This is a genomic window from uncultured Microbacterium sp., from assembly GCF_964244775.1.
Classification (GTDB): Bacteria; Actinomycetota; Actinomycetes; order Actinomycetales; family Microbacteriaceae; genus Microbacterium.
The window spans coordinates 53,341-76,014 of the sequence record NZ_CAXTJR010000006.1; the positions used below are offsets into that span (position 1 = coordinate 53,341).

Consider the following 22,674-nt stretch of genomic DNA (forward strand, 5'->3'; position numbering starts at 1 on the left):
GGCGACTACCGCGGCGCGCCGCAGACCGCCTCGGGCGCAGCCGCCGGGATCACACCCGGCGTCACCTCGGCCGTCAGCCGAGGTGCGCCCGCCATCGTCGTCTGCGCCGACACGGTCGCCGTCGCGGTGGCGCCAGGGGTCAGGTCGACGCTGAAGGTCAGCACCTGGCGCCCGTCGTGCGTCGCGCTGCCGAACGCCCCGCCGGTGCTGAGCGAAGAAGCGGTGAGGATGAACCCCTCGGGCAGGTACAGGTAGCCGACCGTGCGGGCCGTCCCCACCGGCACGCCGAAGTGTCCGCCGCCGGTGATGTACTCGGGCAGACTCGATGCGTCGGCGGGCACCGCGTTGGCGATCGTCAGCGTGAGGGTGGCTTTGCCGGTCGCCAGGCCACCGGCATCCAGAGTGCACGAATCCCACGCGATGTTCGTGTCGACCTTGGCGTAGTAGTCCATCTTCGAGCCGGTGCCGTCGTTGAGGAAGGCGCCGAACGTCGCGGTCTGGTCATCGGTGACGGGGAGCGCACCGGCGAGGGTGGTCTCGGCGATGCGCGCCTGTTCGTCGGGGTGCGCGCTCCACAGCAGCAGGCGGTGCTCAGCGCCGGCGCGGGTGAGGGCCGACAGCAGGGCGACCGGGTCGGCTCCGCCCTGCGACAGCGCCGTGAAGACCGATGACGCCGCGGCCGCGAAGAACTCGTCCTGCTGCGCGGGGTCGGAGTACCGCAGGTACACCTCGTTCAGCAGCAGCGAGACCGCGTTGTCAGAGGTCAGTACATCTCCGGTCGGCAGCGTCACCGGGCCGGTCGCCTTCAGCAGGTACGACAGGGCGACCGGGTCGAGCGAGAGCACTCCGTCGACCTGCTGCCCGAACTCGCGCGCCCACATGGTCTGCGCGAGAGTGGCCGAGATCGTGAAGTCGGGAACCTGGGTGACGTTCTGGACGTACCTACCCGGTCGCTGTCCGTAGATGGCGACAACCTCGGGTGGCAACGGGAGAACGGATTCGGCATATGGCGAAAAGTCGGCCGTCGATGCCTGCTGGCTGAGCGTCATCGCGCCGCCGTCGGTGTGGATCAGGGCCATCGCGCCGGGAATTCCGCCGAGCGAGCGCAGCTCGGCGTTGTTCTGGAACAGCACGAGGTAGTTACGGGGCCCTGATCCGCCCAGCATCGAAGGCAACAGCGCAGTCGCCCGGGCGAGCGCGTCGGTGCCCGTGGCCGCTTCGTCGAGGAGCGCTGATATCTGGTCGACCGACGATCGCAGCGGCGCGACGAGCGGGGTCGTATCGATCGCACGAATGGATGCTGCGGCCGCCGTGACGCCCTCGGCACCGGTGGTCGCAGCATCCTGGATCGTCACGAAGCTGCTCAGATCGATCCGGCCGCCCTGCGGGCGGATCGAGTCGGCCGAGAATGTCGAGGCGACCTCTGCCAGGGGCGCGAGAGAGGTGCCCACCACGTCGTCGAGGGTGGCGGCGACGGTCGAGAATGCCGCAAGCTGCGGGCCGATCCACGGAGCGCCCTCGACGAGCCGCCAGATCGGGTCGCTCGTGAGCGAGTGGGCCGCCGACGTGTCGGCGCTCAGATCGGCGATCGCCGTCGCGGCGGTCTCGGGGTTGCCGAGGTCGGCGCGGATGTCGGTCGTGGCATCCTGCGCCGCACGCAGGTGCGTGTAGGCGAGCGCACCGCGGATGCCGACCCAGGCCAGCATCACGAGGCAGACGATGAGCAGTCCGCCGAGGACCGCGGCGACCACGACGCCCGCTCTGCGCGCGGGGCGGGGCAGCACGGGTTCGCTCATTGGACAACTCTAAAGGTCGAGTCTGTCCGGCCTCACAGCACCCTCCAATCGAGCCTGCCTACCGTGAGGGAGTGACCCTCCCGGTACCTGAACCGATGTTCTCCGCGACGCTGTCAGAGATGCGCGCGATACGCGACGAGTTCCAGCGGTTTCTGCTCGAGTACCAGTTCGGGCTCAAAGAGGTCGAGACCAAGATCGCGATCCTGCGCGACGAGTTTCTGCACATGCACGACTACAACCCGATCGAACACGTCTCGAGCAGGGTCAAGTCGCCCGACAGCATCGCCGAGAAGGTCGAGCGCAAGGGCATCGACCCCGACTTCCCCACGATTCGCGAGAGCATCACGGATGTCGCGGGCATCCGCGTCACCGTCAGCTTCGTCGCCGACGCGTACCGGCTGTTCGACCTGCTGACCCAGCAAGACGACATCACCGTGCGGACGGTCAAGGACTACATCGCCGAGCCCAAGGCCAACGGCTACAAGAGCCTGCACGTGATCGTCGAGGTGCCGGTCTTCCTCTCGACGGGTCGAGTGGATGTGCCCGTCGAGGTGCAGTTCCGCACGATCGCGATGGATTTCTGGGCCAGCCTCGAGCACAAGATCTATTACAAGTTCGATCGTCAGGTGCCGGCACATCTGCTGGACAGCCTGAAGGATGCTGCCGACACGGCCGCCGAGCTCGATTCGCGCATGGAGCAGCTGCACCGCGAGGTGCATGCGGCGGGGGTGCCGAGTTCGCGGACGATCACGGTCTGATCGAGTGGTTGAGCCGAGGATGCTGGCTCCCTCCGATCCCGGAGTCTCAGCGGAATCTCGACACTGCTGAGGTAGAGTGCCCACATAGCTGCTGGGGAGTTGCTGAATGGACCCACTGGGGTGGATCTTGCTGGGCGTCGGCCTATGGGTCGTCGTCTCCATTGGCGTGAGCATCATCACCGGGCGGATGATCGCCCGCCGTGATCGCGACGATCCGGCTCGCACCTCAGGCGGCGCCTGGGGATACGCCGGGCCGCGCCGAACGTCACCACTCGGCGAGCTATGTCCGCAACGTGCCGACGTGCTCGCGGTACCACGCGACGGTGCGGTCGATTCCTTCGGCGAGTGAGATCTTCGAGGTCCAGCCCGCATCAGCGAGTTTCGAGACGTCCAGCAGCTTCTGCGGCGTGCCGTCGGGTTTCGACGTGTCCCACTCGGTCTCACCTTCGAAGCGCACCACCTCGGCGATCGTGTGGGCGATCTCGCGAATCGTGACGTCCGATCCCGTGCCGACGTTCACCTGATCGGGCCCGTCGTAGTGCTCGAGCAGGTGCAGGCAGGCATCCGCCATATCGTCGGCGTGCAGGAACTCGCGGCGCGGCGTGCCTGTGCCCCAGTTCGTCACACTCCCCGCGCCCGAATGAGCCGCTTCGTCGTACCGTCGAATCAGCGCCGGCAACACGTGCGAGCCCTTGGGCGAAAAGTTGTCGTTCGGGCCGTAGAGGTTCGTCGGCATCGCCGAGATCCACGGCAGCCCGTACTGTCGCCGCACCGCCTGAGTCTGCATGATCCCGGCGATCTTCGCGATCGCGTACGCGTCGTTGGTCTCTTCGAGGTGTCCGGTCAGCAGAGAGTCTTCGCGGATCGGCTGCGCGGCGTACTTCGGGTAGATGCACGACGACCCGAGGAAGAGCACCCGTTCGACGTTATTCGCGAGCGCGGCGTCGAGCACATTCACCTGGATGCGGAGGTTGTCGCTCAGGAAGTCAACGGGATAGGTGCTGTTGGCGAGGATGCCGCCGACCTTGGCTGCGGCGAGGACGACGTACTTCGGCTTGGTCTCACTCATGTAGGCGAAGACCGCATCGCGATCTTTGAGGTCGAGCTCGGAAGAAGGCTTGCCGACGAGCCGGTCGAAGCCCGATGCCTCGAGCTTGCGCCAGATGGCCGACCCCACGAGCCCCCGGTGTCCGGCGACATAGAACGTCGCGTCGCGATCGAGCTCTCCGGGGGTGTATTCGACTCCGTCGGCGGCGGTCACGCCGCCGCCCAGCCACTCAGAGCCACCTTGTCGATCCAGGGTCGACCGGCATAGTCGAGGGCCTCGATGTCGGCATCGACCATGAGCTTGGCGAGCTGCCGACCATCAACGGTCGGCACCCAGCCGAGCTCATCGCGAGCCTTCGACGGGTCTCCGACGAGCGCGTCGACTTCGGTGGGTCGCAGGTACCGCTCATCGAACCGGACGTGCTTTTCCCAATCGAGGCCGGCGTGACTGAATGAGATCTCGAGGAACTCACGCACAGTGATGCCGACTCCCGTGGCCAGAACGTAGTCGTCCGGGGTGTCGGCCTGCAGCATGCGCCACATGCCCTCGACGTACTCGGCGGCGTAGCCCCAGTCGCGGATCGAATCGAGGTTTCCCATGTAGACGAAGTCCTGTTTGCCCGCCTTGATCGCGGCGACGGCACGAGTGATCTTGCGCGTCACAAAGGTCTCGCCGCGTCGCGGCGACTCGTGGTTGAACAGGATGCCGTTCACCGCGAACATGTCGTACGCCTCGCGGTAGTTCTTGGTGATCCAGTAGCTGTAGAGCTTGGCTGCGGCGTACGGCGAGCGCGGGTAGAACGGGGTGGTCTCGCTCTGCGGCGGCGGTGTAGCGCCGTACAGTTCCGATGACGAGGCCTGGTAGTAACGGGTGTGAACGCCAGACAGCCGGACTGCTTCGAGCAGACGGATGCTGCCGGTGCCCGTTGTGTCGGCGGTGTGCTCAGGTTCATCGAACGACACGCGCACGTGCGATTGGGCTGCGAGATTGTACACCTCGTCAGGGTTGATCTCCGCCATGAGCGTGACAAGGCGCGCGCCATCGCTCAGATCCCCATAGTGCAAGAAGAGCCTCGCTTCGGGATCGTGAGGGTCGACGTAGAGGTGATCGATCCGGCTGGTGTTGAAGGTCGAGGCACGGCGGATGAGGCCATGCACCTCGTAGCCCTTCGCGAGCAGCAGTTCGGCGAGATACGAACCGTCCTGTCCGGTAATTCCGGTGATGAGGGCGCGTTTCGGCATGTGGGGAGCTCCGAACGATGGGGGTGGGGAGGGTGGTGCGTATTCATTTGGAGAAGAGAAAATAGGTGGCTAACTTCGCAAAGTCTGAACATCCCCATCGATGAGCCGTTGGAGCATAGTAGCGAATCGATCGATCGCGAATGTTTCGTCCAGCACCGTGCGCCGGTTACGCAGACCGTTCCGACGGTGGGGGCAACGTTGATTGAACTCTGATGGGTGCATGCGCCCGCACCACGTTTCAGTCAAGGACACCATAGGCCGAAAGGTGCTGATCGGCAGCGAGCTCCCAGTCTCGTGCGCGCAGGTCGGGTGCACCCCGCATGAATCTTTGGTCTGTCGCTTCGATGGCATGCAGCAGATCCGCCCCCGTGAGGGCGCCCTCGTACATCTGAACCCATGACGGGCCGACCTCCCTTGCGAGCTTCTCGTTGGTCTGATTCCGCGGAACGAGAACGGGCGTGTCGAGCGACAACGCGGTGAGGACGGCTCCGGAATTCAGCATCCGCTCATAGGGGAGGACGACGAGTTGCGCTCGTTCGATCAGCTCCGTGAGCTCGGGGTCCCCCAGGAACCGCAGCTCGGCGTGCAGACCCGGAATCCGCGACTGAGCGTCCGCAATCTGAGTTCGTAGCGCTTCGTCGTGGGATGCGCCCGCAATGCTCAAGGTGATCGACGAGTCGGTTGCGATCTCTTCGAAGGCCTCAATCAACCTTTCCACCCCTTTGTAGGGTCGCACGTGCCCGAAGAGGAGCAGCGATCCACTCAGCGCAACGTTATCTCCATCCCGCCAGGGCCTATACCAGTCGATGAAGTGCCCGTGCGGGATTGCTGTGATCCGATAGGCCGGGATGCCGAGAGCATCAACCGTCTCATCTTGGTTCAACACGATCCATCGTGTGGTTGCGCGATCGAGAAGGTGCAGCACTCCCGACTCGAGACGCGACCCGGATTCGTGGGGAGAGACGTTGTGCAGGGTGCGAACGATGGTCACGCGAGCAAGACGCAATCGACACACCAACGCAGCGAGCAGGACTGAGGAGACGAATCGTCGCCACTTGCTCCGTCCTCGAACCAACGTTTCTGGCCAATGCACATGGAATACGTCGTAGCTCCCGAAGAATGCGGTCTTCCATCCGAAGTACAGGAGGACCGCGCGCTCGCGTAAGGCACGCGAGAGCAACTGAACGTAGGGATTCGACTCTGACGAAGGGGTGCGAAAGGAGAAGAGAACCCGCACTCTTTGGTCTGTCATTGGGGACGCTTCCGCGCGATATCTCGCAAGTACTTCGCGTACTGCTTGGCGTACTCGCGCGGATCCGTTCGACGAACTGCCGCGTGTCGAGAACGCTCGATCAGTTCGACGTCGGCGGTCAACGCGCTCTGGATAGCGTGAGCGGCGGCTCGGTCGTCTGCGGGATCGAAGACGTACCCCGTCTGCGCGTCAACCACGAGTTCGGAAGCTCCACCGACAGACGGGACTGCCACTGGGACACCCTTGAGTTGAGCTTCGAGGATTGTTCTTCCCAGCGCTTCGCGCCCGTTCGTAACAAGCAACGCGTCGATGCCGTCCATGGCAGTGCTGTTGTTCACTCGCCCGGTGAAAATGACTCGGTCACCCAAAGTCGTTTCCGCGAGGCTCTTGAAGTCACGCTCGTACGCTGTGCCAGCGGAGCTTGCCGTGCCTTTGATGATGAGTCGTACTGATTCGGGAAGTCTGGCTACCGCGCGGAGCGCCAATTCGAGATTCTTATCCGGGTCGATTCGGCCAACGATGCCGACACGAACGCGGTCTGGCTCTGGAGAGCGGCGGGACCCGGTCGAACCAGAGTCCGCTATCGGACGGCCGAGAACGACAGTGCTGGCACGAGGCTGCAACTGGGACGCCGCGAACGCACTGATCGCGATCACGCCGTCGAAAGCGGAAGCCGCGACTTTGAGTTTGAATCTCCCTGCTCGGGTCGGGAGGAAGTCGTGGAGATCAAGCACGGTCGCCGGCCGCCTGCGTCCGAACATGCCTAAGGCGGCGAGCGGTGCCAGATCGATGCTGAAAACAACTTTTACCTCGGGTCGCGCGGCTGTGGGATCCACGTTGTCAGCGTGACGCGCCCACCACAATGCGTCCGCGATCCGGCCACCTTCCGCCGGCGGCATCAATCGAGCGGGGGAGCCGACCTCGCTCACCCATCGTGTCACCAGGTTGGAATTTCGAGTCCACAGCGTGGGTATCACCCCGAAGTCCGGCAAGTATCGAGCGAGCGTAAGGAGACTCTCCTCGGCTCCCCACGCATCGACGGCGCTTGACAAGAAGGTCGCCCTGACTAGCGTTCTTTCGGAGCTCACGACGTCCTCCACGGCTCACATGTGCGGAATGCCAGGTCGCAGGCCTCCGTCGCCAGAGTAGAGGGTGGATGTAACACGTTCGTTTCTCGCGCTGCGCGATCGTCCTGGATCCAGACGATCTTTCTTGCCAGGATCGGATCTTGAGGTTCCTGAAATCAATTCGACCAAAGGGCCCGGTATGGTGACCTCCGCACGGTTTGACACGACGGAGGCAGTGTGGGCGACGACATCAGAGCACCGGCGGCGAGTCCGAAGGTATTCCTTGTGGTTGAGACTTCTCCGTCCGCGCAGGCTCCAGGGAAAGCCCGCAGGCACGCCCATATTGTTGCCTGGCTGGCGGATCGAGATCAGGTATCAGAGTCCCTCCCGTTGCTGCCTGAGACCGTCCGCGACGCGGGCCTGCTCAGGAGATTCCTCGGCGTTCTCTTCCGGCTTCCCGGGGTCATCCGTCGCACCAGGAGGGGGGATACGCTCTACTTTCTCGGTCTGGGTGAGGTCCACTTGCTCGTGGCAGCGGCGATCGCCGCACTCTTCGCCCGCACCGTGATCTACGACGCATGCGACAGCTGGGTATTGCAGCTAGCCGCCCGTGAGGAAGCGGGCGCGCCCGCGCGGGCGTTCATGCCACGTGCGGGGGCCGCCCTGCAGCGGATAGCGCCCCGTCGGATGGCGGTATCCTACATCTCGGCCCGCGACGCCGACGCCGACCGGGCCGCTGGCATATCCTTCCGCCGCGCCGTTCAAGTCATCCCTCCGACCCTGCCACAGACACTACGAAACATTCCTGAAGTCGTTCGCGGCAGGGTGAACAGAATCGTGGCTGGAGTCGACTTGCGGTCGTTTCATAACCTCTCCGGCTTCGAGGAGCTGCGCGAGGGATGGGAGAGTGTTCGTGCAGAGAACCCCGGGGTCGTGCTGGAGTTGTTCGGTCTGGGCCTTCCCGACGTGGAAGCCGATGGGGTGATCGTTCGCGGCTGGGCCCCGTCACTCAGCGAGCTATATGTCGGAAACACTGCTGTATTCATCACCAACCAGGGCGGGAGCGGCGTGCCAAATAAGCTTGTCGAGGCAGTCGCTGCACGGCGGCCCGTCATTATTCATCAGCGGTCGATGGGGCTCGTTGAGCCAGGTCCTTGGGTTTTCGCCTATGGGACGAACCTGGTGGAGCAACTTTCCAATCTCCTTCGGCTCGAACTTGTGCCAGACGCTTCGAACTACCCGCGCCTTGCCGCGAGCATAGGCGACGGCGGTGGGCTACAAGAATGAGCACATCCAACGCCAGAGCGACCCTCGCTGCACGTCGACCGCCCGTTGCGACCAGCGCGCCCGTCCAGTCGGTCGGGTCGATCAGATCGGTGGTTGCGCTTGGTGTGCTAGTCATCGCGCTTCAGCGGCTCGGGATTCCGGTGGGCGCCTTCTCGATTCCTGTCTCTGCGGTCATCGTCCTCGTGTTCGTTGTGGTCATGCTGTCGCGTCGTCAAGCGAGGATCTCGCCGACGCGGACCGTGATGATGCTCCTATTCGCCGCGGCCGGCTTCGCAACCATCATCGCGAACGACGGCAGTACCAGCATGGTCTCCAGTCTCGCGTTCGCGCTTCTTCTCTGGATCCCCGCAATTGTCGTTGAAGCCCCAAGCACGGCGGGGTCCGGCGCTATTCCGAACTCCTTTGCCCTGGGCATGGTCGCAGCAACTGCTCTCGGCGGTGCATTAGGAGCGGTTCAGTCCGGGTGGTCACTGGTGACTGGCAACTTCTTCGATCCGATCGCGTTGTTGCCCGCTGCCCTTCTCATCCCGGGGTACAAGTCCGCGCAGTCGGTCGACTACGGCGCAAGCTGGATGAAGGCGAACGGTGCCCTCTTCCTGGAGCCGTCGTTCTTGTCGCTCTTTTCGGCCCTCGCGTTGCTCGCGATAGCGGCAGGCATGGTCAAGCTGCCGCCAGGCGTGCGGGGCTGGGCGGTGACGGCACTCATCGCTGGTCTGTTCACATCTGTCGCGATCTCTGGAGTGCTCGTAATCCCGGCGATCGTGCTTGCCATGCTCCGCTCGGGCCGGACTGTTCTCATTGCCGTCGTGGTGTCGGTCGGTGTCTACTGCCTGGTCTCGGTCGTCCCGGTCGCGCAAGCGTTCATCAATCGACTCTTCTTTCTCAGAGGGAGCAATGACGCGCGACTGACGAGACCGTATGAGGAGTTGTTAGGGGTGTGGGTCGACGGTCCGATCTGGTTCGGATACGGTCCCGGAACGGCACGCGATCTCGCTGATCTTCTTACGGCCGGCAGCTGGCAGACGGAGGTCACCACGCCTACGATCGCCAAGCTCCTGTTCGAGTACGGGATTGTGGGTGGCGGGGTCTGGCTCGTGCTGGTCACGTCAATACTGGTGATGTCAGGGGCGCCATTTGCCGTGAAGCTCGGTTTTGGAATCGCGCTGCTAATCCCGACAGATGGGCTTACAAGTCACGTGATCGTGCCGTCCTTCATCTTCATCTTGATGGCGATGGCGGCGCATGACTCCAGACACGTCGCGACGCGCGTCCCACCTCTCATAAAAATGCCCCAGTCGCGGGCTCGAGTCGCGCAGAGCCTCGAATGAACTCGTTGGATATCAAAGGTGTCGAACTTGTGCACTGGGACCCGCCCCGCAGACTCACGCGTGGCAGACTCGGACGACTTCTGCCCCCGGTCGGCCGAGTCAAAAACTTCGGAGACATGTTGGGTCCCGCTCTAGCCGGCCTTCTCGCGGCCGGACTCCCGGCCGCGACCGAGCCCGCGCGCCTGCTCGCCGTCGGGTCGATCATGCATTTCGCGCGCGACGGCGATGTCATCTGGGGCACGGGTGTGAACGGCAAGGTGCCCCGCGAACAAATCTCCGCGCGAAGACTCGATGTGCGTGCGGTGCGAGGACCGATCACTGCGAAATTGCTCAGGGGACTCGGGATCCGCGTGCCTGATGTCTTCGGGGACCCCGGATTGCTCGCCCCTGCGGTCCTCGGGATCAGCCGCGCGCATCAGCCCGCTCTCGAGTTGACTTCCCTTCCAAACCTTCACGACGCGCGACATTGGCGCTCCCAACCCGGATTCCTCGACCCTCGCGGAGATTACGTGCGGATCATCCGTCGTATTGCCGAGAGCGCCCATGTGGTGACGTCGTCGCTCCACGGGATCGTGATCGCCGACGCGCTCGGCGTGCCCGTCTCCTTCGTCAAACCCGGCGAGGAGGATCTGCTCAAGTACGAAGACTACTTCGAGGGCACGGGCAGAAGCCTGCCGTACGTGAGCGAGACGCCCGCGAACGCTCCGGATCACACAGCACCTCCGCTTGAGTGGGATGCAGCAACCCTCATCGAGTCGTTCCCCCGCGATCTCTGGCAGCGCTAAAGTGCCCACCACATCTCCCCCGGCTGAACCTCGCAACACGTTCACTGCAACGCCCTCAGAAGGAGCCCCCATCCTTTCCGCTGACATCGAATACCTAGACGGTCTGAGAACCTCCGTCGTAGACGCGCTCAAGGTCGCTATCGGAACATCGCGCGAAGTAGCAATCGTTGACGCTCCGAATCAACGGAACGTCGGAGACTCTCTCATCTGGGCCGGCGAGCTAGCCTTCCTCGCACGGATCGGCTTGCGCATAAGGTACGTGGCCGATCTGTGGTCGTACGACCCGAGGGCGCTCCGTAAGGCGCTCCCTGAAGGCGGAGTCGTCCTACTGCACGGCGGAGGCAACTTCGGTGATCTCTGGATCGGGCACCAGCTGATCAGAGAACAGGTTATCCGCGACCTGCCGGACTACCGGATCGTCCAGCTTCCCCAGTCGATCTACTTCAAAGACGACGCGCGCGCCGCCGCCGCGGATAAGGTCATGGGCGCTCACCCTGACCTGCACATCCTCCTCCGTGACAGCCTCTCCATGGAACGCGCGCAGAAGCAGCTGCCCTCGCTCGACGTTGGGTTCTGTGCTGATATGGCGTTGGGGTGGGATCCACCCCAACGCCCGTTCTCCTCGGCAAACAAGGCGGATGTCGTGGTCATTGCGCGCGAAGACATGGAGGCGTCGTCCGGTCTCGCGGAGATCGGACCTCTATGGCTCGACGGAACGCCCCTACATGTGACGGACTGGTACCCGCGGGGTGCGAGGGCGGTGCAATGGCGCCTCGCTCGCGGGGGATCCCTCACCTGTAGGACGTACGTCAAGATTCGTCGGCGAGTACCCGCTTTGCCCGCAGGGATGCCGGACCGGGTCGGCGGTTGGGCACTTGACAACGTCAACCGAGTCAATGTCGCAGGTGCGGTAAAGCTTTATGGCTCCGCCCGAGCCGTCGTCACGGACCGACTGCACGCCCATGTGCTCTCCGCCCTTCTGGGCGTGCCCCACGTCGCCTTGGACAACAGCTACGGGAAGGTGAGCGGCATTTATCGCGACTACACTGGCGGCTTCTCCACCGCTCACTACGCAAGAAGCCTGGCTGAAGCGCAGAGCTTGGCGCGTGAGTTGGTGGCACGGAAATGATCGCGTTCATCACATCCATTCGTCATCCGGACAATTCGGCTTCGTACAGCAGGGTCGAGAACTTGCTCGAAGACACTCTGCGCTCAGTCGCCGGGCAGGTTGATCAGGATTTCGTGGTCATAGTGGTGGGCAATCGAGCCCCGAGCTTCCCTCTTCCGGAGCGAACAGTGTTCGTTCCGGTGGACTTTCCCGCGCCCGCGCCACCGACTGGACCGCGCACCGCACGGGCGCCATTCGTGTGGGACAAGGGCACGAAGATCGGTGTCGGGCTCATCGCGGCACGGAGCTACTCCCCGGACTTCGTCATGATTTTCGATGCTGATGACTTCGTGAGCCGGCGACTATCCGGTTTCGTCAAGGACCATGCGGATTGTCAGGGATGGGTGATCGAGAAGGGCTGGATGTATTCAGGCTCCCGCGGCGTCTTCCGTATGATTCCTCGATTCAATCGCACATGTGGAACGTCCTTTATTCTCCCGTTCGATGCCTATTCAGTCCCTTCCGATGTCGGCGTTGGAGCAGACCAGCAGACGATTGCTGCTGCCTACGGAGAACTCCTCTTCAACATAATGGGTGCCCACCGGGACGCGGTAGAATGGCATGAAGCGCACGGACGCAACCTCCAAGTTTTGCCTTTCAGGGGCGCCGTTTACCATGTCGATACCGGCGAAAACCACTCAGGAAAGTCGATGACCGGAATCGCGTTCCCAGCCACCAGAGCGCTACTGCGTGAATTCGGCATCCGCGACAGCCGAAGCTTGGTCAGACGTGCCTGGAGCTCATTCGGGCCAAGACCGATCTCAGAGACATCGAAGGCTGTTGCGAGAAGGGCTATCCGAAGGTGACGAGCTCGCGCCGCCGAGCACGCGTCTTGATCGGCGGGTGACACCGCTATGAGCGACGACGACGGTCTCCGTCGGCGGGCCACTCGATCGGTCGGATGGGTTGTGGCCGAACGGTGGTCGTCGCGACTTGTAACCGTTCTCGTGCTGGCAGTCCTGACCCGCCTTCTCACCCCGTCGGAATTCGGAGTGATTTCGCTGGCGACTTCGATTTTCGCCGTGCTCCAGGTCTTCGTCGATTCGGGACTGAGCAAGACACTTATTCAGAAGCGCACACTCGACCCGAAAGATGCGTCTACGGCATTTTGGACGTCATTCGGCGTCAGTGTGCTTCTCGGAACCGGACTGGCACTGACCGCTGGCCCGCTCTCGAGCGCGTTCGGGGAACCACAACTCGCGCCAGTCCTCCAGGCGATGAGCGTTCTGTTTCCGCTGAGCGCCCTCTCGCAGGTTCCTGCGGCGCTCCTCGAACGCGAACTGGAATTTAAGCCGCTCTCGATCAGGCAATTCATCGGGACCGTGTGCGGCGCCGCAGTAGCAATCCCGCTGGCTCTGGTGGGCGGTGGCATCTGGGCACTCGTGGCGCAGACAATCGTCACTGCGCTCGCAGCCGTGATCGCGCTTTGGTCTTCCACGCCGTGGCGACCACGATTCGAGTACTCGTTCGTTTCGCTCCGCTCGCTGTGGCGCGTTGGCGGCTCGATTCTTGCGATCGACCTCCTTGACGCTATACAAGCCAACATCGACAAGATCGTCATCGGGGCACTGTTCTCGCCTCAAGAACTTGGCTATTACTTCATCGCTCAGCGCGTCGGCACAATTCTGATAGAACTCGTGACCTCCGTCTTGTCCAGGGTGTCTTTCACGACATTCTCCCGCGTGCAGGATGATTCTGTACGTCTTAATCGCATCTTCCGGCAGCTGACTTTCGTCGCAGCAGCTGCGAGCATCGCGATTTTTGGCCTCGTAGCAACGCTCGCCCCGCAACTCGTCGCCTTCCTGTTCGGGCCACAATGGACAGATGCTGTCCCCATCATTTGGATCCTCGCGCCGGGCTGGGCGCTGGGAGCGGTGATGTACTTCGACCGAAACGTGTTGCTCGCGACATCTCACGCCGGGTCCGCACTTCTGCTTGCCATTATTCAGAATGTGGTCGGCACTGTGCTTGTGTTCTTGCTGGCCCCTTTCGGCGTGCTGGGCATTGCGTTCTCACGACTTGCGCGGTTCGTCATTTGGCCTGTGCGGCTCGTCGTCCTCAAACGCGCAGCCGGTGTGGACATCGGAAAGTACGTCTCGCAGTTGACGAGGTGCGTCGTGGCTTCAATCGTGCCGTTCGCCGTCATCATCGGCCTTCAGTTCACTCCGTGGGCGACTGCGCCCGCGCCCTTCTGGACGTTTGCCTGCCCTGTCGCCGTCCTCGCGCTGGTCGCTTACTGTGCTCTCCTGTGGCTTCTCGCCGGAGATGAGAATCGCACTGTGCTGCGGGCCGTCTGGACTGACCTCACCGCACGTATTCGTCGCCGCTAGCCGCGCTCTTTCGTCTGCTCCGTAAGGCGAGCCGTTTGAGTGTGGGGGGGGGCGTGCGAGGGCCTGATTCTGGCGTGAGTGTGTTGCAGAGCGCCGCGTCGCGCTGCGGTGGCTGTTCTCCGCTGCTCGGATTGTAGCGGTCAGTGGAGTGGTCGCGCTGATCTCATCCCGTCTAGCAACGCAAGAAATTTGGTGATCGCTGCGTCTCGACCAAGCTGCTCTTGCCGATAGCGCAAACCAGCCGCACCGAGAGCTGCGCCGCGGTCTGGATCACCCTGAAGCTCCACGATCCGTCGAACTAGTTCGTCAGGGTTTCCGCTGTCGACGACGGTTCCTCCGCCCGAACGCCCGATCTCCTCGGCGGTAACGCTGTCGCGGTTCGTAGATGCGATCACCGGTAGGCCGGTTGCGAAATAGCTCGTGAGTTTGCTCGGGACCGACATCTCTCTTACGTCGGGTAGTTCGTTGACCAGTAGGGCGTCCGCGGCAGTCAGGGTGCTGAAGAACAGTTCATCGGGGAGTGGGTCCATAAACTGGATCGTCGACACACCTCGCCCCATTTTCTCGAGGGTCTCGCGTTGATTCCCATCGCCGAGTAGCACGAACCGGATAGGCAGTTTTCGTTGCTCTGCGATCTTTGCGGCTTCTACGACATTCGTGAGGCCCTGTTTTAGCCCTTGATTTCCGGCGTGCAATACAACGTACTCGTCGTGCCGCCAGCCAAGCGCTTTACGGTCGGCGGGCTCGCCTGCAGAAGCCTGAATGTGGGACCAATTTCGAATGGTGGCCACACTCGCCTCGCTCACACCCAAGCTGTCGATCACGAAACGGGTGAAGCGTTCATGGATGGACACGACCCGATCGGCACCGCGGAGCATCGACGATTCGACGCGCGATATCACATCGGCTGCCCGACCACCCGCTGTGCCAGTCTCCCTCACTCCCAGCGTGTAGAGGTCCTGAACCCAGACCACCCATGGTGGGCGAGAGCGTCTAGAGCGCCACGCTATTCGCCGTGAGGCGAGAGCCGCGTGAAACAAGGCGGGCGACACGAAGATGGCGACATCAGCGTCATGAACGCCCTCCGCAAATGCTGCAGCGCCTCCGGTCAGTTCGGAGATCAGTCGCTTCAATGCGGTTGGGCGGGCTGGGATGTAATGCCGGAGCCGAATCACGTCGACGCCCGAGCTATTGGTCGTGGTGCGCCCCGGACCGTACTCTTTGTATCGCTGCCAGCCGGGGTAAAACGGGTGGGAAGTGATCACAGTCACCTCATGTCCCGCGGATGTCAGCCCACTGACAAGGTCAGCCACGTAAGGGGCATTCCCGGTTGGCTCCGGGGCGTAGTGGAGCGAAACCACAGCTATTCGCATACTTAGGGGTGCTTTCGTGCGTGGTGGTCGCGAGATCGGTCGCGGGGTGTCAGTGGAAATAGCTAGTGAGCGCTCGCGCCCGGTAGGAGAACTGCCTTTGCGGTCTTGACCAAGATCGCGACATCGCCTATCAAGGTCCAGTTCTCGACGTAGTACAGGTCGAGACGCACGGTCTGCTCCCAATCCAGCGTGCTGCGACCGCTTACCTGCCACAGACCTGTGATGCCCGGCCGGGCGAGCAGTCTCCGTCGTGCTGCGCTCGTGTAGAGAGCCACCTCGGCCGCGATCTGGGGTCGTGGGCCGACTAGGCTCATCGAGCCGCCAAGGACGTTGAACAGCTGTGGCAGCTCGTCGAGCGAGTACTTGCGGATCACCTTGCCGATGGGGGTGATCCGGGGATCGTTCTTTACCTTGAAGAGGGGGGTTTCACCGGTTCCCTGCGCTGCGAGGAGAGCGGCGAGTTCTTTGTCAGCACCTACACGCATTGACCGGAACTTGAGCATGTGGAACGGAGCCCCGTTGATCCCCACACGTTCTTGCTTGTAAAGGAGGGGTCCATTGCTCGTGAGCTTGACGGCAGCCGCGACGATGAGAAGCACCGGTGAGAGGAGGAGCGTGATGACCGATGTGACGATCAGGTCGAACGAACGTTTGGTGAACCGCTGGCCGTTCGTGAATCGGGGAGTTTCAACGTGTATCAGCGGCAGACCGGCAACGGGCCTCGTGTGAAGTCGCGGGCCAGCAATGTCCGTGATGCTCGGAGCGAGGACCAGGTGCTGCTTGCCGGCCTCGAGTCCCCACGAGATCTCTTTGACTTTGTCGGGTGGCAGGTCGTCAGTGCTGGTGACCGCAACAGTGTCGGCTCGCGTCGCCTGCATGGCCCTCTGCACAGCATCCACGCTTCCCATGATGGGAATGTTTGTGCCCTCGATCGTCTCCGCGATCTTGCCGGAGGGGACGCATGCCCCCACGACGTGATAACCGGCACCCGGCACGCGGCGCAGCTCGCGGGCGATCTGCGCGACAGACGTGCGCGACCCCACGAGGAGAACTCTCGCCACGTACTTTCCCTGCACGCGCTGCACCAGAAGCCACTGACGCCAAAGCCACCGTTCAAGGAGTAGTACCAGGACTCCAAGCGGAAGGCTGATGAAGAGGAAACCGCGCGCGAGGTCGACACGAAGCAAGAACGCCGCGATCGCCACCAAGCCGAACAGGCGGAAGCTCGCGTTCACAATGCGCGTGTATTCGGCGAGGCCGGCGCCGATCACACGGTGGCTACGAGAATCCGCGAAGGACAACGCCCACATCCACAGCACTACTAAGACGGCCGAGAAGACCCAGTACGAGAATTCGTTGAAGCGGCTATCGTCGCGCATCGCGACCTGCGCATTGCCTGTGCCGAACCAGATGATCTGCGTGCCGTAGACGACCCAGATCAGGGCGAGCAGGTCGGTGATCCAGAGAAGGGTTCCGTAGCGGCGGCGCCAGCGTGGCTCGGCTGTCGCCGGCCGGTCAGCGACGCGGAGGGATCCGGTATCGGTCGTGAGCGTGGGAGTGGGAGTGCTCGAAGGAGACGCGTCGGTGTGGATCTTCGCAGTGTGTGCGAGATCGTCCGTCGCGTTCGTAAGTGTTTCATCGGTACGCGGCGACTCCGATGTCGCGTCAACCTGAAGATCCGGCGTCACCCTGTCTCCTCTCCTTCGACGCCCAATCCCTTCCCCGCTCGCACGCTATCAGGCCTTTGTGACGCGCGTGTGACGCACGGCGCCGGGGTGACGCCGAGCGTCAGGCGGGTCGTCACAGCGCCAGATCCGTAACAACGCCGCCGGCCCACACGAGCAGCCGGTCACCGTCGGAGGCGATGGCGACGGGCCCGACGGCGGGGTCGACGGTGGTCGCGCACGCGACCTGAACCGGTGCAGCGCTGGGCGCGACGAGCGACACGGCGACGCCTGTGCAGCCGATCGACGTGTGGGCCACCAGGATCCCCTCGGGACTCATTGCGAGCGCTAGTGAGTCGGGAACGTCGACCGCTGTCCATGAGTTCGCGCGCCCGAGCGTGTAGGCAGAGCCGTCGCAGATGAGCGCGACCTCGTCATCGGACGAGCGCAGGGATGTCGGCGCGGCACACAGGGCGTCGACACGTCCGGTGGGGGTGACGACGACGGAGGGATCGGCGGGATCGAGGTAGGTCGATGCGGCGAGCACGTCGGGGTACGACTCCCAGAACTGCCCTTGCGTGAAAGTGCGCAGAGCCTGCGTCTGGCAGGTCGAGCCCACCGCGCCGACCAGCTCACCCTGCGTGTCGGTGAACGCGTCGAGCGACGAGATCTGCGCGAGCCCCCGATAGGTGGGTGTGACATCGGTCCACGTCGCACCGTCGTCAGTGGAGCGTTCGACAGTCGGAGGTGTCTTGCCACACTCGCCGGCGGTGGCGCGCCAGGTGGCGGCCGACCCCACGGAGAGGAAGCGTTCGGTTGAGCGAGTCTGGGGCGGCGACGCTACGACAGGCTCAGTGACCGAAGGGGTGGGGGACGGGGTCGGGGACGACACTTCGACAGGCTCAGTGACCGAAGGGGGCTCAGTGACCGAGGGGGCCTCCGCGACCGAACGGGAGGAGGCGGTCTGGGCGGGAGGGTTCGCGCGCTGATAGGCGGCCAGCGACAGTCCTCCGACGAGCACGGCCAGCGCGGCGATGGAGAGAACGGCAATCCATCGTGCGCTGCGCGATCCTCCCGAGGGGCGAGGGCGGGAGGCCACGGCTAGGTCGCCTGCGACGGCTTGGGGTTCTTCGTCCCTGACCTTCTGCGCTGAGCACGACGGTCAGGCTTCGCAGCCTCGGGCGGCGTGCTGTAGCCGTAGCCATAACCGTACCCGTAGCTGTAGTACGAGTCGGGTCCGCGCGTGGGCACCATCGACATGACGACGCCCGCGACCTTCGCGTCGACGGTGATGAGAGCATCCACAGCCCCATCGAGCTGACGCTTGTTGGTGCGCCCTGCGGCGACCACGACGATCGCTCCGCTCGTACGGCGCGCGAGGATCGCGGCATCCGTCACCGGAAGAAGCGGGGGAGCATCGCACAGCACGACATCGAAGTCGCGCTCCAACGCATCGAGGAGCGTGCGCATCTGGTCGGAGCCGAGCAGCTCGCTCGGGTTGGGCGGAATCCGCCCGGCGGGAAGCACGAACAGGCTGCGCTGACCCCACGGCAGCATGACGTCGGCGAGGGAGGCGCGACCGATGAGCACATCCGTCAGGCCCGCGCCGCCCTCGATGCCGAGATATTCGGCAACCTTGGGCTTGCGCAGGTCGGCGTCGATCAGCGCGACCCGCTTGCCGGCGTCGGCGAGCGCGATCGCCAGGTTGATCGTCGAGGTGGTTTTTCCCTCGCTGGGCACGCTGGAGGTGATGACGAAGCTGTCTCGGCCACCCATATCGAGGAACTGCAGGTTGGTGCGCAGGGCCCGGAATGACTCGGAGCGCGGGCTCTGCGGGTCGTCGTGCACGATGAGCGGGCGCTCTTTGGCCTTCGCGTCGAACGCGATCGCGCCGATGATCGGGCTGTCGGTGATGCCCTCGACGTCGCGGGCGGTGCGGATGCGGGTGTCGAGCACCGTGCGCAGCACGGCGAAGCCGATGCCGAGCGCCAGGCCGATGAGGGCACCCAGGGCGAGGTTGAGCGGCACGTTGGGGCTCGACGGCACGGTCGGAGCGGTCGCGTCCTGCACGCGGGTGAGGCGGACGGGGCTCGTGCTCCCGCCGTTGGGCGTTTCGATCTTCTCGACCTGTGACGTGAGGCTCGCCGCCAGTGCGTTCGCGGTGTCGGCGGCGCGTACCGGGTCGGAATCGGTGACGGCGATCGTGATCAGCGTGGTGTTGAGCGGTGCCGTTGCCGTGACGCTCTTGCTCAGCGTCGCCGCAGTGGCGTCGAGGTCGAGCTCGGCGATCACCGGATCGATCACGAGCGGCGTCTTCACGAGGTTGACGTACGTCTCGACGCGCGCCTGCGTGAAGTTCGACCCCTGCTGCAGCTCGGCGACGGTGGCACCGGCCTGTGTCGAGACGAAGACAGTGCTGGATGCCGTGTACACAGGCGTCCGCGTCAGGGAGAAGACCGCAGCGACCCCCACGCCCAGAAGAGTGGCGATCACGATGATCACCCAATTCTTGCGGAGGATGCGGATGTAATCGCTGAGCTCCATGGTGCCTCTCGTGGTGCTGCGCACGGATGGGGGCCGTGGCGGTTCCCGTAATCCTGCCACACACGATTTGCGGGCATGTTACGGAGCGAACCCGGGCTAGGGATGCGCCAGGGCCATGTTCACCGTCCGCACGACGGAGTCCACCGCCGGGCTCAATTGCGCCGCCATGAGTTCATACACGGCCATCGACCGCTGATACGGGTCGATGACGTCGTCGTCGGCCGGGTCGGCGGGCTGCGCAGCGAGCCCACGGTACGACGCGACGACCTTGCCCACCGCGCGGACGCGGCCCGAGGCATCCGCTCCCGCATCTGCTGCGGCGCGCCGGATCTCGTCGTCGGGCACTTCAGCGGCGAGCCGGGCGAACTCGCGGATCGTGAAGGCCACCCGGGTGCGGGCCGGCGCGAGTTCAACGATCTGCCTGCGGTGGTCGCGGGTCATCGCCAAGATCAGGTCGGGGCTCAACAGCTGCCCCTCGGTGAGCATGCGCGACCGGTGGGCGCGCGAATCGGCCGTGTCGACGCCGAGGCCCTGAGCGATCTCTATCGCCTCCGGCGTCATCGGCGCATCGCGCAGACCCCTCGTGCCTGCGCTCGTGACTGTCGCCTGCAGCGGTCGCAAGCGCTCGCGCAGCAGCAGCTCGGCGAGCGGCGAACGGCAGATGTTGCCGGTGCAGACGGTGAGGAGCTCGAACATCGGTGACCTCCCCGAGAGTGGCGCCGGGTAGCGTGGGCGCGTGTCCGAACACTCTAGCGACGCCGCCGTAACGCTCGGCGACCCCCCGCCCGTTACGCGCAGCGGGTCGCGCACGCCGCGCACCGACTGGCGTCAAGGCGGCCGTACGGTGCTCAGATGGCGCGAAACGCTCATCGCGCTCGCCCTCGTTTCGCTGGGCATCGGCGTGCTCCTGGGTGCTCTGCTCACCGCCGCGTCGCCCTCGGTCGCGGGTGCGATCGCCGGGCAGGTGGGCCTCTGGCTCGGGATGCTACTCCCCATCGTCTGGGCGTTCACCACGTCGCGCCCGGCGGGCCTGCTGCGACTCCGGTGGATCGATCTGCTGTGGGGCGTGGGCTTCGCCCTGGTTCTGCGGACGTTGCAGGGCTGGCTCGCCGTCGCGTTCGGCGGCTCGGGCGCCCTGCCGACTTATCCTCTCGTCGACGGCAGCCTGTCGTCGACATGGTGGTTCACCGACCTCGTCGCGGCCGCCGTCATTTCTCCCGTCATCGAGGAGTTCTTCTTCCGCGCGGTCCTGATGGTGGCGATCTTCACCGTGCTGCGCCGGTCGATGGGCAAGCCGCTCGCCGGCGTCGTCGCCGTGCTCGTCACGAGTGCCGTGTTCACGCTCGTCAGTGTGTTCGGCGAAAGCGCGAGCGTCGATCTGGCCGTGGCCGACGGCATCCTCGGACTCGTGTGCGGCACGCTCGTCGTGCTGACGGGGCGAATCTGGGGGGCTGTGCTCGTGCATGTGCTCTACAGCCTGAGCTTCGTCGTGCTGTGCCTCGGGGGCACGCTGCTCGGGTGAATCGGGTGTTTTGGCGCGCCTCTTGAGCTGCTGTTCATCTGATCGAGACGAATCGTTACGCCCGCGAAACTGAAGACTTCGTGTGAAACCGCTCATTCTCGGTAGAGTGTCAGCAGAGGGATCCGAACCCTTCGAGTGTTCCAGCGACGTAGCTTCTTCCATTCCACAGCCGCCAAACCACCCGGGGGATCCCAAAATGTTCAAGAAAACCGCCGCAATACTCGTCGTGGCAGGTGCGCTCCTATTCAGTGGAGTCGCCGCAGCCAACGCATCCACCTACCCCGTCGAAGGCGGTGGACTCGTCACTTCCGACACCACACCGGCACCCGGTCAGGAGATCACGCTGACCGCCACGATCCCGAGCACCTCGCCGCAGGACTTCGCGGTGTTCACCCTCTCGGGTGGCGACGGAGCGACGCTCGCATCGATCGTCCGCACCGCAGCCCCCGCCGGCCTGCAGAAGCCCGTCGTCGACGGCACCTCGGCGGCCGTCTTCAAGAGCAACTCCGAGGGCACCTTCACCGTCGCCGCGTACGACTCCAACGGCCTGCAGGTCGGCTCGGTGACGCTCGTGGTCTCGGCGGCGAATGCCGGCGGTTCGACCAGCGACCCGGGCGCTCTTCCCGCCACCGGTGGCACCGTACCGCTGACGGCGATCTGGCTCGGCGTGGGCGCACTCGGCATCGGCAGCATCGCGGTCGTCGCGGGCGTCGCTCGCCGCCGCGCTCAGAGCAACCACTGACCCAGTTGATGACGGTGGCCCCGGACGAGAGTCCGGGGTCATCGTCGTTGAGTGCACCCGGACTGGGATATGCGCGGCCGTGGCCGGCGCTTCTCGTCGCCGGAGTGGGATTCATCGCCTCGGTCTTGCTCTTGATCGGCTATCCGTCGTTGCGGGTCGCGTGGATCACGGCTCCGGCCTGGGTGCAGTCATTGCTCGATCTCGTGATCCTGTCTCTGCCCCTCGTGATCACGGTCTGGGCGGCGGTCGCCATCGGTTCGACCCGCGGATTCGCCGCGGCCCTCGGCATCCGTTCCTGGCGATGGATCGACGCGCTGCTCGGAGTCTGCGTCGCGCTGATCGTGCGTGCCGCGGTCGAGGTGATCGCCCCGACGGTCGGTTCGATCACCGGGCCGCTGAGTGGGGGCGATGCCGGGGCTCAGACCGCGAACGCGATCGTCATCGTCGCCGGGGCAGCGCTCGTCTCGCCCCTGGTCGAAGAAGCGTTTTTCCGTGGGGTGGTCGTGCGGGCACTGGGTGACGGCCTGCGGCCCCTGGGGCGTACGGTCGCCGGGGCGGTCGCGGTGGCCGTGTCGACGGCCGCCTTCGTGGCACTGCACGCCGTATCGTGGGGCGGGAGCCCGCCTGTGGCGCTTCTCGTCGGAACCGTCGGGGTCGGGCTGGGTACCAGCATCCTCGTCGTCGTCACCGGCCGTCTCGGCGGCGCGATCGTCGCCCACATCGTCTTCAACACGCTCGGCGTGGTTCTTCTGCTCCTATAAGTTTCTGC

The 22,674-nt window shown here is 64.3% G+C and carries 20 protein-coding genes; 10 read left to right on the top strand and 10 right to left on the bottom strand.

Translation table 11 applies throughout. The features are described 5' to 3' along the window. Positions 1-5: 5 nt before the first annotated feature. Positions 6-1,796: a DUF4012 domain-containing protein gene (locus ACFE6Z_RS11540; protein ID WP_375385834.1), complete on the bottom strand. Its 1,791-nt coding sequence runs from the start codon at positions 1,794-1,796 to the stop codon at positions 6-8. 95 nt (positions 1,797-1,891) lie between these two features. Between ACFE6Z_RS11540 and ACFE6Z_RS11545 the strand changes: the two genes are divergently transcribed. After that, entirely contained in the window at positions 1,892-2,554 is a 663-nt protein-coding gene (locus tag ACFE6Z_RS11545) for a GTP pyrophosphokinase family protein (protein WP_375385920.1), read from the top strand. Positions 2,555-2,834: 280 nt separating this feature from the next. Here ACFE6Z_RS11545 and ACFE6Z_RS11550 read toward each other — a convergent pair whose 3' ends face one another. From ACFE6Z_RS11550 to ACFE6Z_RS11565, 4 genes are all read right to left on the bottom strand, one after another. Next, entirely contained in the window at positions 2,835-3,815 is a 981-nt protein-coding gene (locus ACFE6Z_RS11550) for a GDP-L-fucose synthase family protein (RefSeq protein WP_375385835.1), read from the bottom strand. After that, positions 3,812-4,843 carry a GDP-mannose 4,6-dehydratase gene (gene gmd, locus ACFE6Z_RS11555; RefSeq protein ID WP_375385836.1) on the bottom strand — a complete coding sequence of 344 codons (1,032 nt, stop codon included), beginning with the start codon at positions 4,841-4,843 and terminating at the stop codon, positions 3,812-3,814. The genes ACFE6Z_RS11550 and gmd overlap by 4 nt, the downstream gene beginning before the upstream one ends. A gap of 238 nt (positions 4,844-5,081) precedes the next feature. Then, complete coding sequence (locus ACFE6Z_RS11560; RefSeq protein WP_375385837.1) at positions 5,082-6,095, bottom strand: glycosyltransferase; 1,014 nt, start codon at positions 6,093-6,095, stop codon at positions 5,082-5,084. Next, positions 6,092-6,931 carry a glycosyltransferase family 4 protein gene (locus ACFE6Z_RS11565; RefSeq protein WP_375385838.1) on the bottom strand — a complete coding sequence of 280 codons (840 nt, stop codon included), beginning with the start codon at positions 6,929-6,931 and terminating at the stop codon, positions 6,092-6,094. Before ACFE6Z_RS11565 ends, ACFE6Z_RS11560 begins: the two co-directional genes overlap by 4 nt. Positions 6,932-7,399: 468 nt before the next feature. On the opposite strand from ACFE6Z_RS11565, the gene ACFE6Z_RS11570 reads away from it, so the two are divergent. From ACFE6Z_RS11570 to ACFE6Z_RS11595, 6 genes are all read left to right on the top strand, one after another. After that, positions 7,400-8,449 carry a hypothetical protein gene (locus ACFE6Z_RS11570; protein ID WP_375385839.1) on the top strand — a complete coding sequence of 350 codons (1,050 nt, stop codon included), beginning with the start codon at positions 7,400-7,402 and terminating at the stop codon, positions 8,447-8,449. Beyond that, entirely contained in the window at positions 8,446-9,777 is a 1,332-nt protein-coding gene (locus ACFE6Z_RS11575) for a hypothetical protein (protein ID WP_375385840.1), read from the top strand. The genes ACFE6Z_RS11570 and ACFE6Z_RS11575 overlap by 4 nt, the downstream gene beginning before the upstream one ends. A gap of 116 nt (positions 9,778-9,893) precedes the next feature. Then, positions 9,894-10,562, top strand: coding sequence for a polysaccharide pyruvyl transferase family protein (locus ACFE6Z_RS11580; protein ID WP_375385841.1), 669 nt, complete (start codon positions 9,894-9,896; stop codon positions 10,560-10,562). Then, positions 10,513-11,691: a polysaccharide pyruvyl transferase family protein gene (locus tag ACFE6Z_RS11585; RefSeq protein WP_375385842.1), complete on the top strand. Its 1,179-nt coding sequence runs from the start codon at positions 10,513-10,515 to the stop codon at positions 11,689-11,691. The genes ACFE6Z_RS11580 and ACFE6Z_RS11585 overlap by 50 nt, the downstream gene beginning before the upstream one ends. Next, a complete protein-coding gene (locus tag ACFE6Z_RS11590; RefSeq protein WP_375385843.1) occupies positions 11,688-12,536 on the top strand; it encodes a hypothetical protein in 849 nt (282 codons plus the stop codon). The genes ACFE6Z_RS11585 and ACFE6Z_RS11590 overlap by 4 nt, the downstream gene beginning before the upstream one ends. Positions 12,537-12,584: 48 nt before the next feature. Beyond that, on the top strand, positions 12,585-14,060 hold the full coding sequence (locus ACFE6Z_RS11595) for a lipopolysaccharide biosynthesis protein (protein WP_375385844.1): 1,476 nt from the start codon (positions 12,585-12,587) through the stop codon (positions 14,058-14,060). A gap of 140 nt (positions 14,061-14,200) precedes the next feature. On the opposite strand, the gene ACFE6Z_RS11600 is transcribed toward ACFE6Z_RS11595, so the two are convergent. From ACFE6Z_RS11600 to ACFE6Z_RS11620, 5 genes are all read right to left on the bottom strand, one after another. Continuing rightward, complete coding sequence (locus tag ACFE6Z_RS11600) at positions 14,201-15,433, bottom strand: glycosyltransferase family 4 protein (protein WP_375385845.1); 1,233 nt, start codon at positions 15,431-15,433, stop codon at positions 14,201-14,203. 62 nt (positions 15,434-15,495) lie between these two features. Next, positions 15,496-17,121: a sugar transferase gene (locus tag ACFE6Z_RS11605; RefSeq protein ID WP_375385846.1), complete on the bottom strand. Its 1,626-nt coding sequence runs from the start codon at positions 17,119-17,121 to the stop codon at positions 15,496-15,498. A 112-nt stretch (positions 17,122-17,233) separates the two neighbouring features. Then, a complete protein-coding gene (locus tag ACFE6Z_RS11610; protein WP_375385847.1) occupies positions 17,234-17,896 on the bottom strand; it encodes a hypothetical protein in 663 nt (220 codons plus the stop codon). A gap of 302 nt (positions 17,897-18,198) precedes the next feature. After that, positions 18,199-19,641, bottom strand: a complete 1,443-nt coding sequence (locus tag ACFE6Z_RS11615; protein ID WP_375385848.1) for a polysaccharide biosynthesis tyrosine autokinase — start codon at positions 19,639-19,641, stop codon at positions 18,199-18,201. Between the two features lie 96 nt (positions 19,642-19,737). Further along, on the bottom strand, positions 19,738-20,337 hold the full coding sequence (locus tag ACFE6Z_RS11620; RefSeq protein WP_375385849.1) for a low molecular weight phosphatase family protein: 600 nt from the start codon (positions 20,335-20,337) through the stop codon (positions 19,738-19,740). Between the two features lie 40 nt (positions 20,338-20,377). Here ACFE6Z_RS11620 and ACFE6Z_RS11625 point away from each other — a divergent pair, with 40 nt between their 5' ends. The 3 genes from ACFE6Z_RS11625 (at position 20,378) to ACFE6Z_RS11635 (ending at position 22,666) form a co-directional block, all read left to right on the top strand. Beyond that, on the top strand, positions 20,378-21,163 hold the full coding sequence (locus ACFE6Z_RS11625; RefSeq protein WP_375385850.1) for a lysostaphin resistance A-like protein: 786 nt from the start codon (positions 20,378-20,380) through the stop codon (positions 21,161-21,163). Positions 21,164-21,359: 196 nt separating this feature from the next. After that, positions 21,360-21,905 (top strand): hypothetical protein, encoded by a 546-nt coding sequence (locus ACFE6Z_RS11630; protein WP_375385851.1) that lies wholly within the window; start codon positions 21,360-21,362, stop codon positions 21,903-21,905. 8 nt (positions 21,906-21,913) lie between these two features. Continuing rightward, positions 21,914-22,666: a type II CAAX prenyl endopeptidase Rce1 family protein gene (locus tag ACFE6Z_RS11635; protein WP_375385852.1), complete on the top strand. Its 753-nt coding sequence runs from the start codon at positions 21,914-21,916 to the stop codon at positions 22,664-22,666. The last annotated feature ends 8 nt before the right edge of the window (positions 22,667-22,674 follow it).

Excerpts from the sequence above, each read along its gene's own strand:
- ACFE6Z_RS11545 (WP_375385920.1), top strand. The coding sequence starts at position 1,892 with ATGTTCTCCGCGACGCTGTCAGAGATGCGCGCGATACGCGACGAGTTC.
- ACFE6Z_RS11615 (WP_375385848.1), bottom strand. The coding sequence starts at position 19,641 with ATGGAGCTCAGCGATTACATCCGCATCCTCCGCAAGAATTGGGTGATC.
- ACFE6Z_RS11620 (WP_375385849.1), bottom strand. The coding sequence starts at position 20,337 with ATGTTCGAGCTCCTCACCGTCTGCACCGGCAACATCTGCCGTTCGCCG.
- ACFE6Z_RS11585 (WP_375385842.1), top strand. The coding sequence starts at position 10,513 with ATGCAGCAACCCTCATCGAGTCGTTCCCCCGCGATCTCTGGCAGCGCT.
- ACFE6Z_RS11575 (WP_375385840.1), top strand. The coding sequence starts at position 8,446 with ATGAGCACATCCAACGCCAGAGCGACCCTCGCTGCACGTCGACCGCCC.
- ACFE6Z_RS11630 (WP_375385851.1), top strand. The coding sequence starts at position 21,360 with ATGTTCAAGAAAACCGCCGCAATACTCGTCGTGGCAGGTGCGCTCCTA.
- ACFE6Z_RS11600 (WP_375385845.1), bottom strand. The coding sequence starts at position 15,433 with ATGCGAATAGCTGTGGTTTCGCTCCACTACGCCCCGGAGCCAACCGGG.
- ACFE6Z_RS11580 (WP_375385841.1), top strand. The coding sequence starts at position 9,894 with ATGTTGGGTCCCGCTCTAGCCGGCCTTCTCGCGGCCGGACTCCCGGCC.
- ACFE6Z_RS11595 (WP_375385844.1), top strand. The coding sequence starts at position 12,585 with ATGAGCGACGACGACGGTCTCCGTCGGCGGGCCACTCGATCGGTCGGA.
- ACFE6Z_RS11635 (WP_375385852.1), top strand. The coding sequence starts at position 21,914 with ATGACGGTGGCCCCGGACGAGAGTCCGGGGTCATCGTCGTTGAGTGCA.
- ACFE6Z_RS11540 (WP_375385834.1), bottom strand. The coding sequence starts at position 1,796 with ATGAGCGAACCCGTGCTGCCCCGCCCCGCGCGCAGAGCGGGCGTCGTG.
- ACFE6Z_RS11590 (WP_375385843.1), top strand. The coding sequence starts at position 11,688 with ATGATCGCGTTCATCACATCCATTCGTCATCCGGACAATTCGGCTTCG.
- gmd (WP_375385836.1), bottom strand. The coding sequence starts at position 4,843 with ATGCCGAAACGCGCCCTCATCACCGGAATTACCGGACAGGACGGTTCG.
- ACFE6Z_RS11560 (WP_375385837.1), bottom strand. The coding sequence starts at position 6,095 with ATGACAGACCAAAGAGTGCGGGTTCTCTTCTCCTTTCGCACCCCTTCG.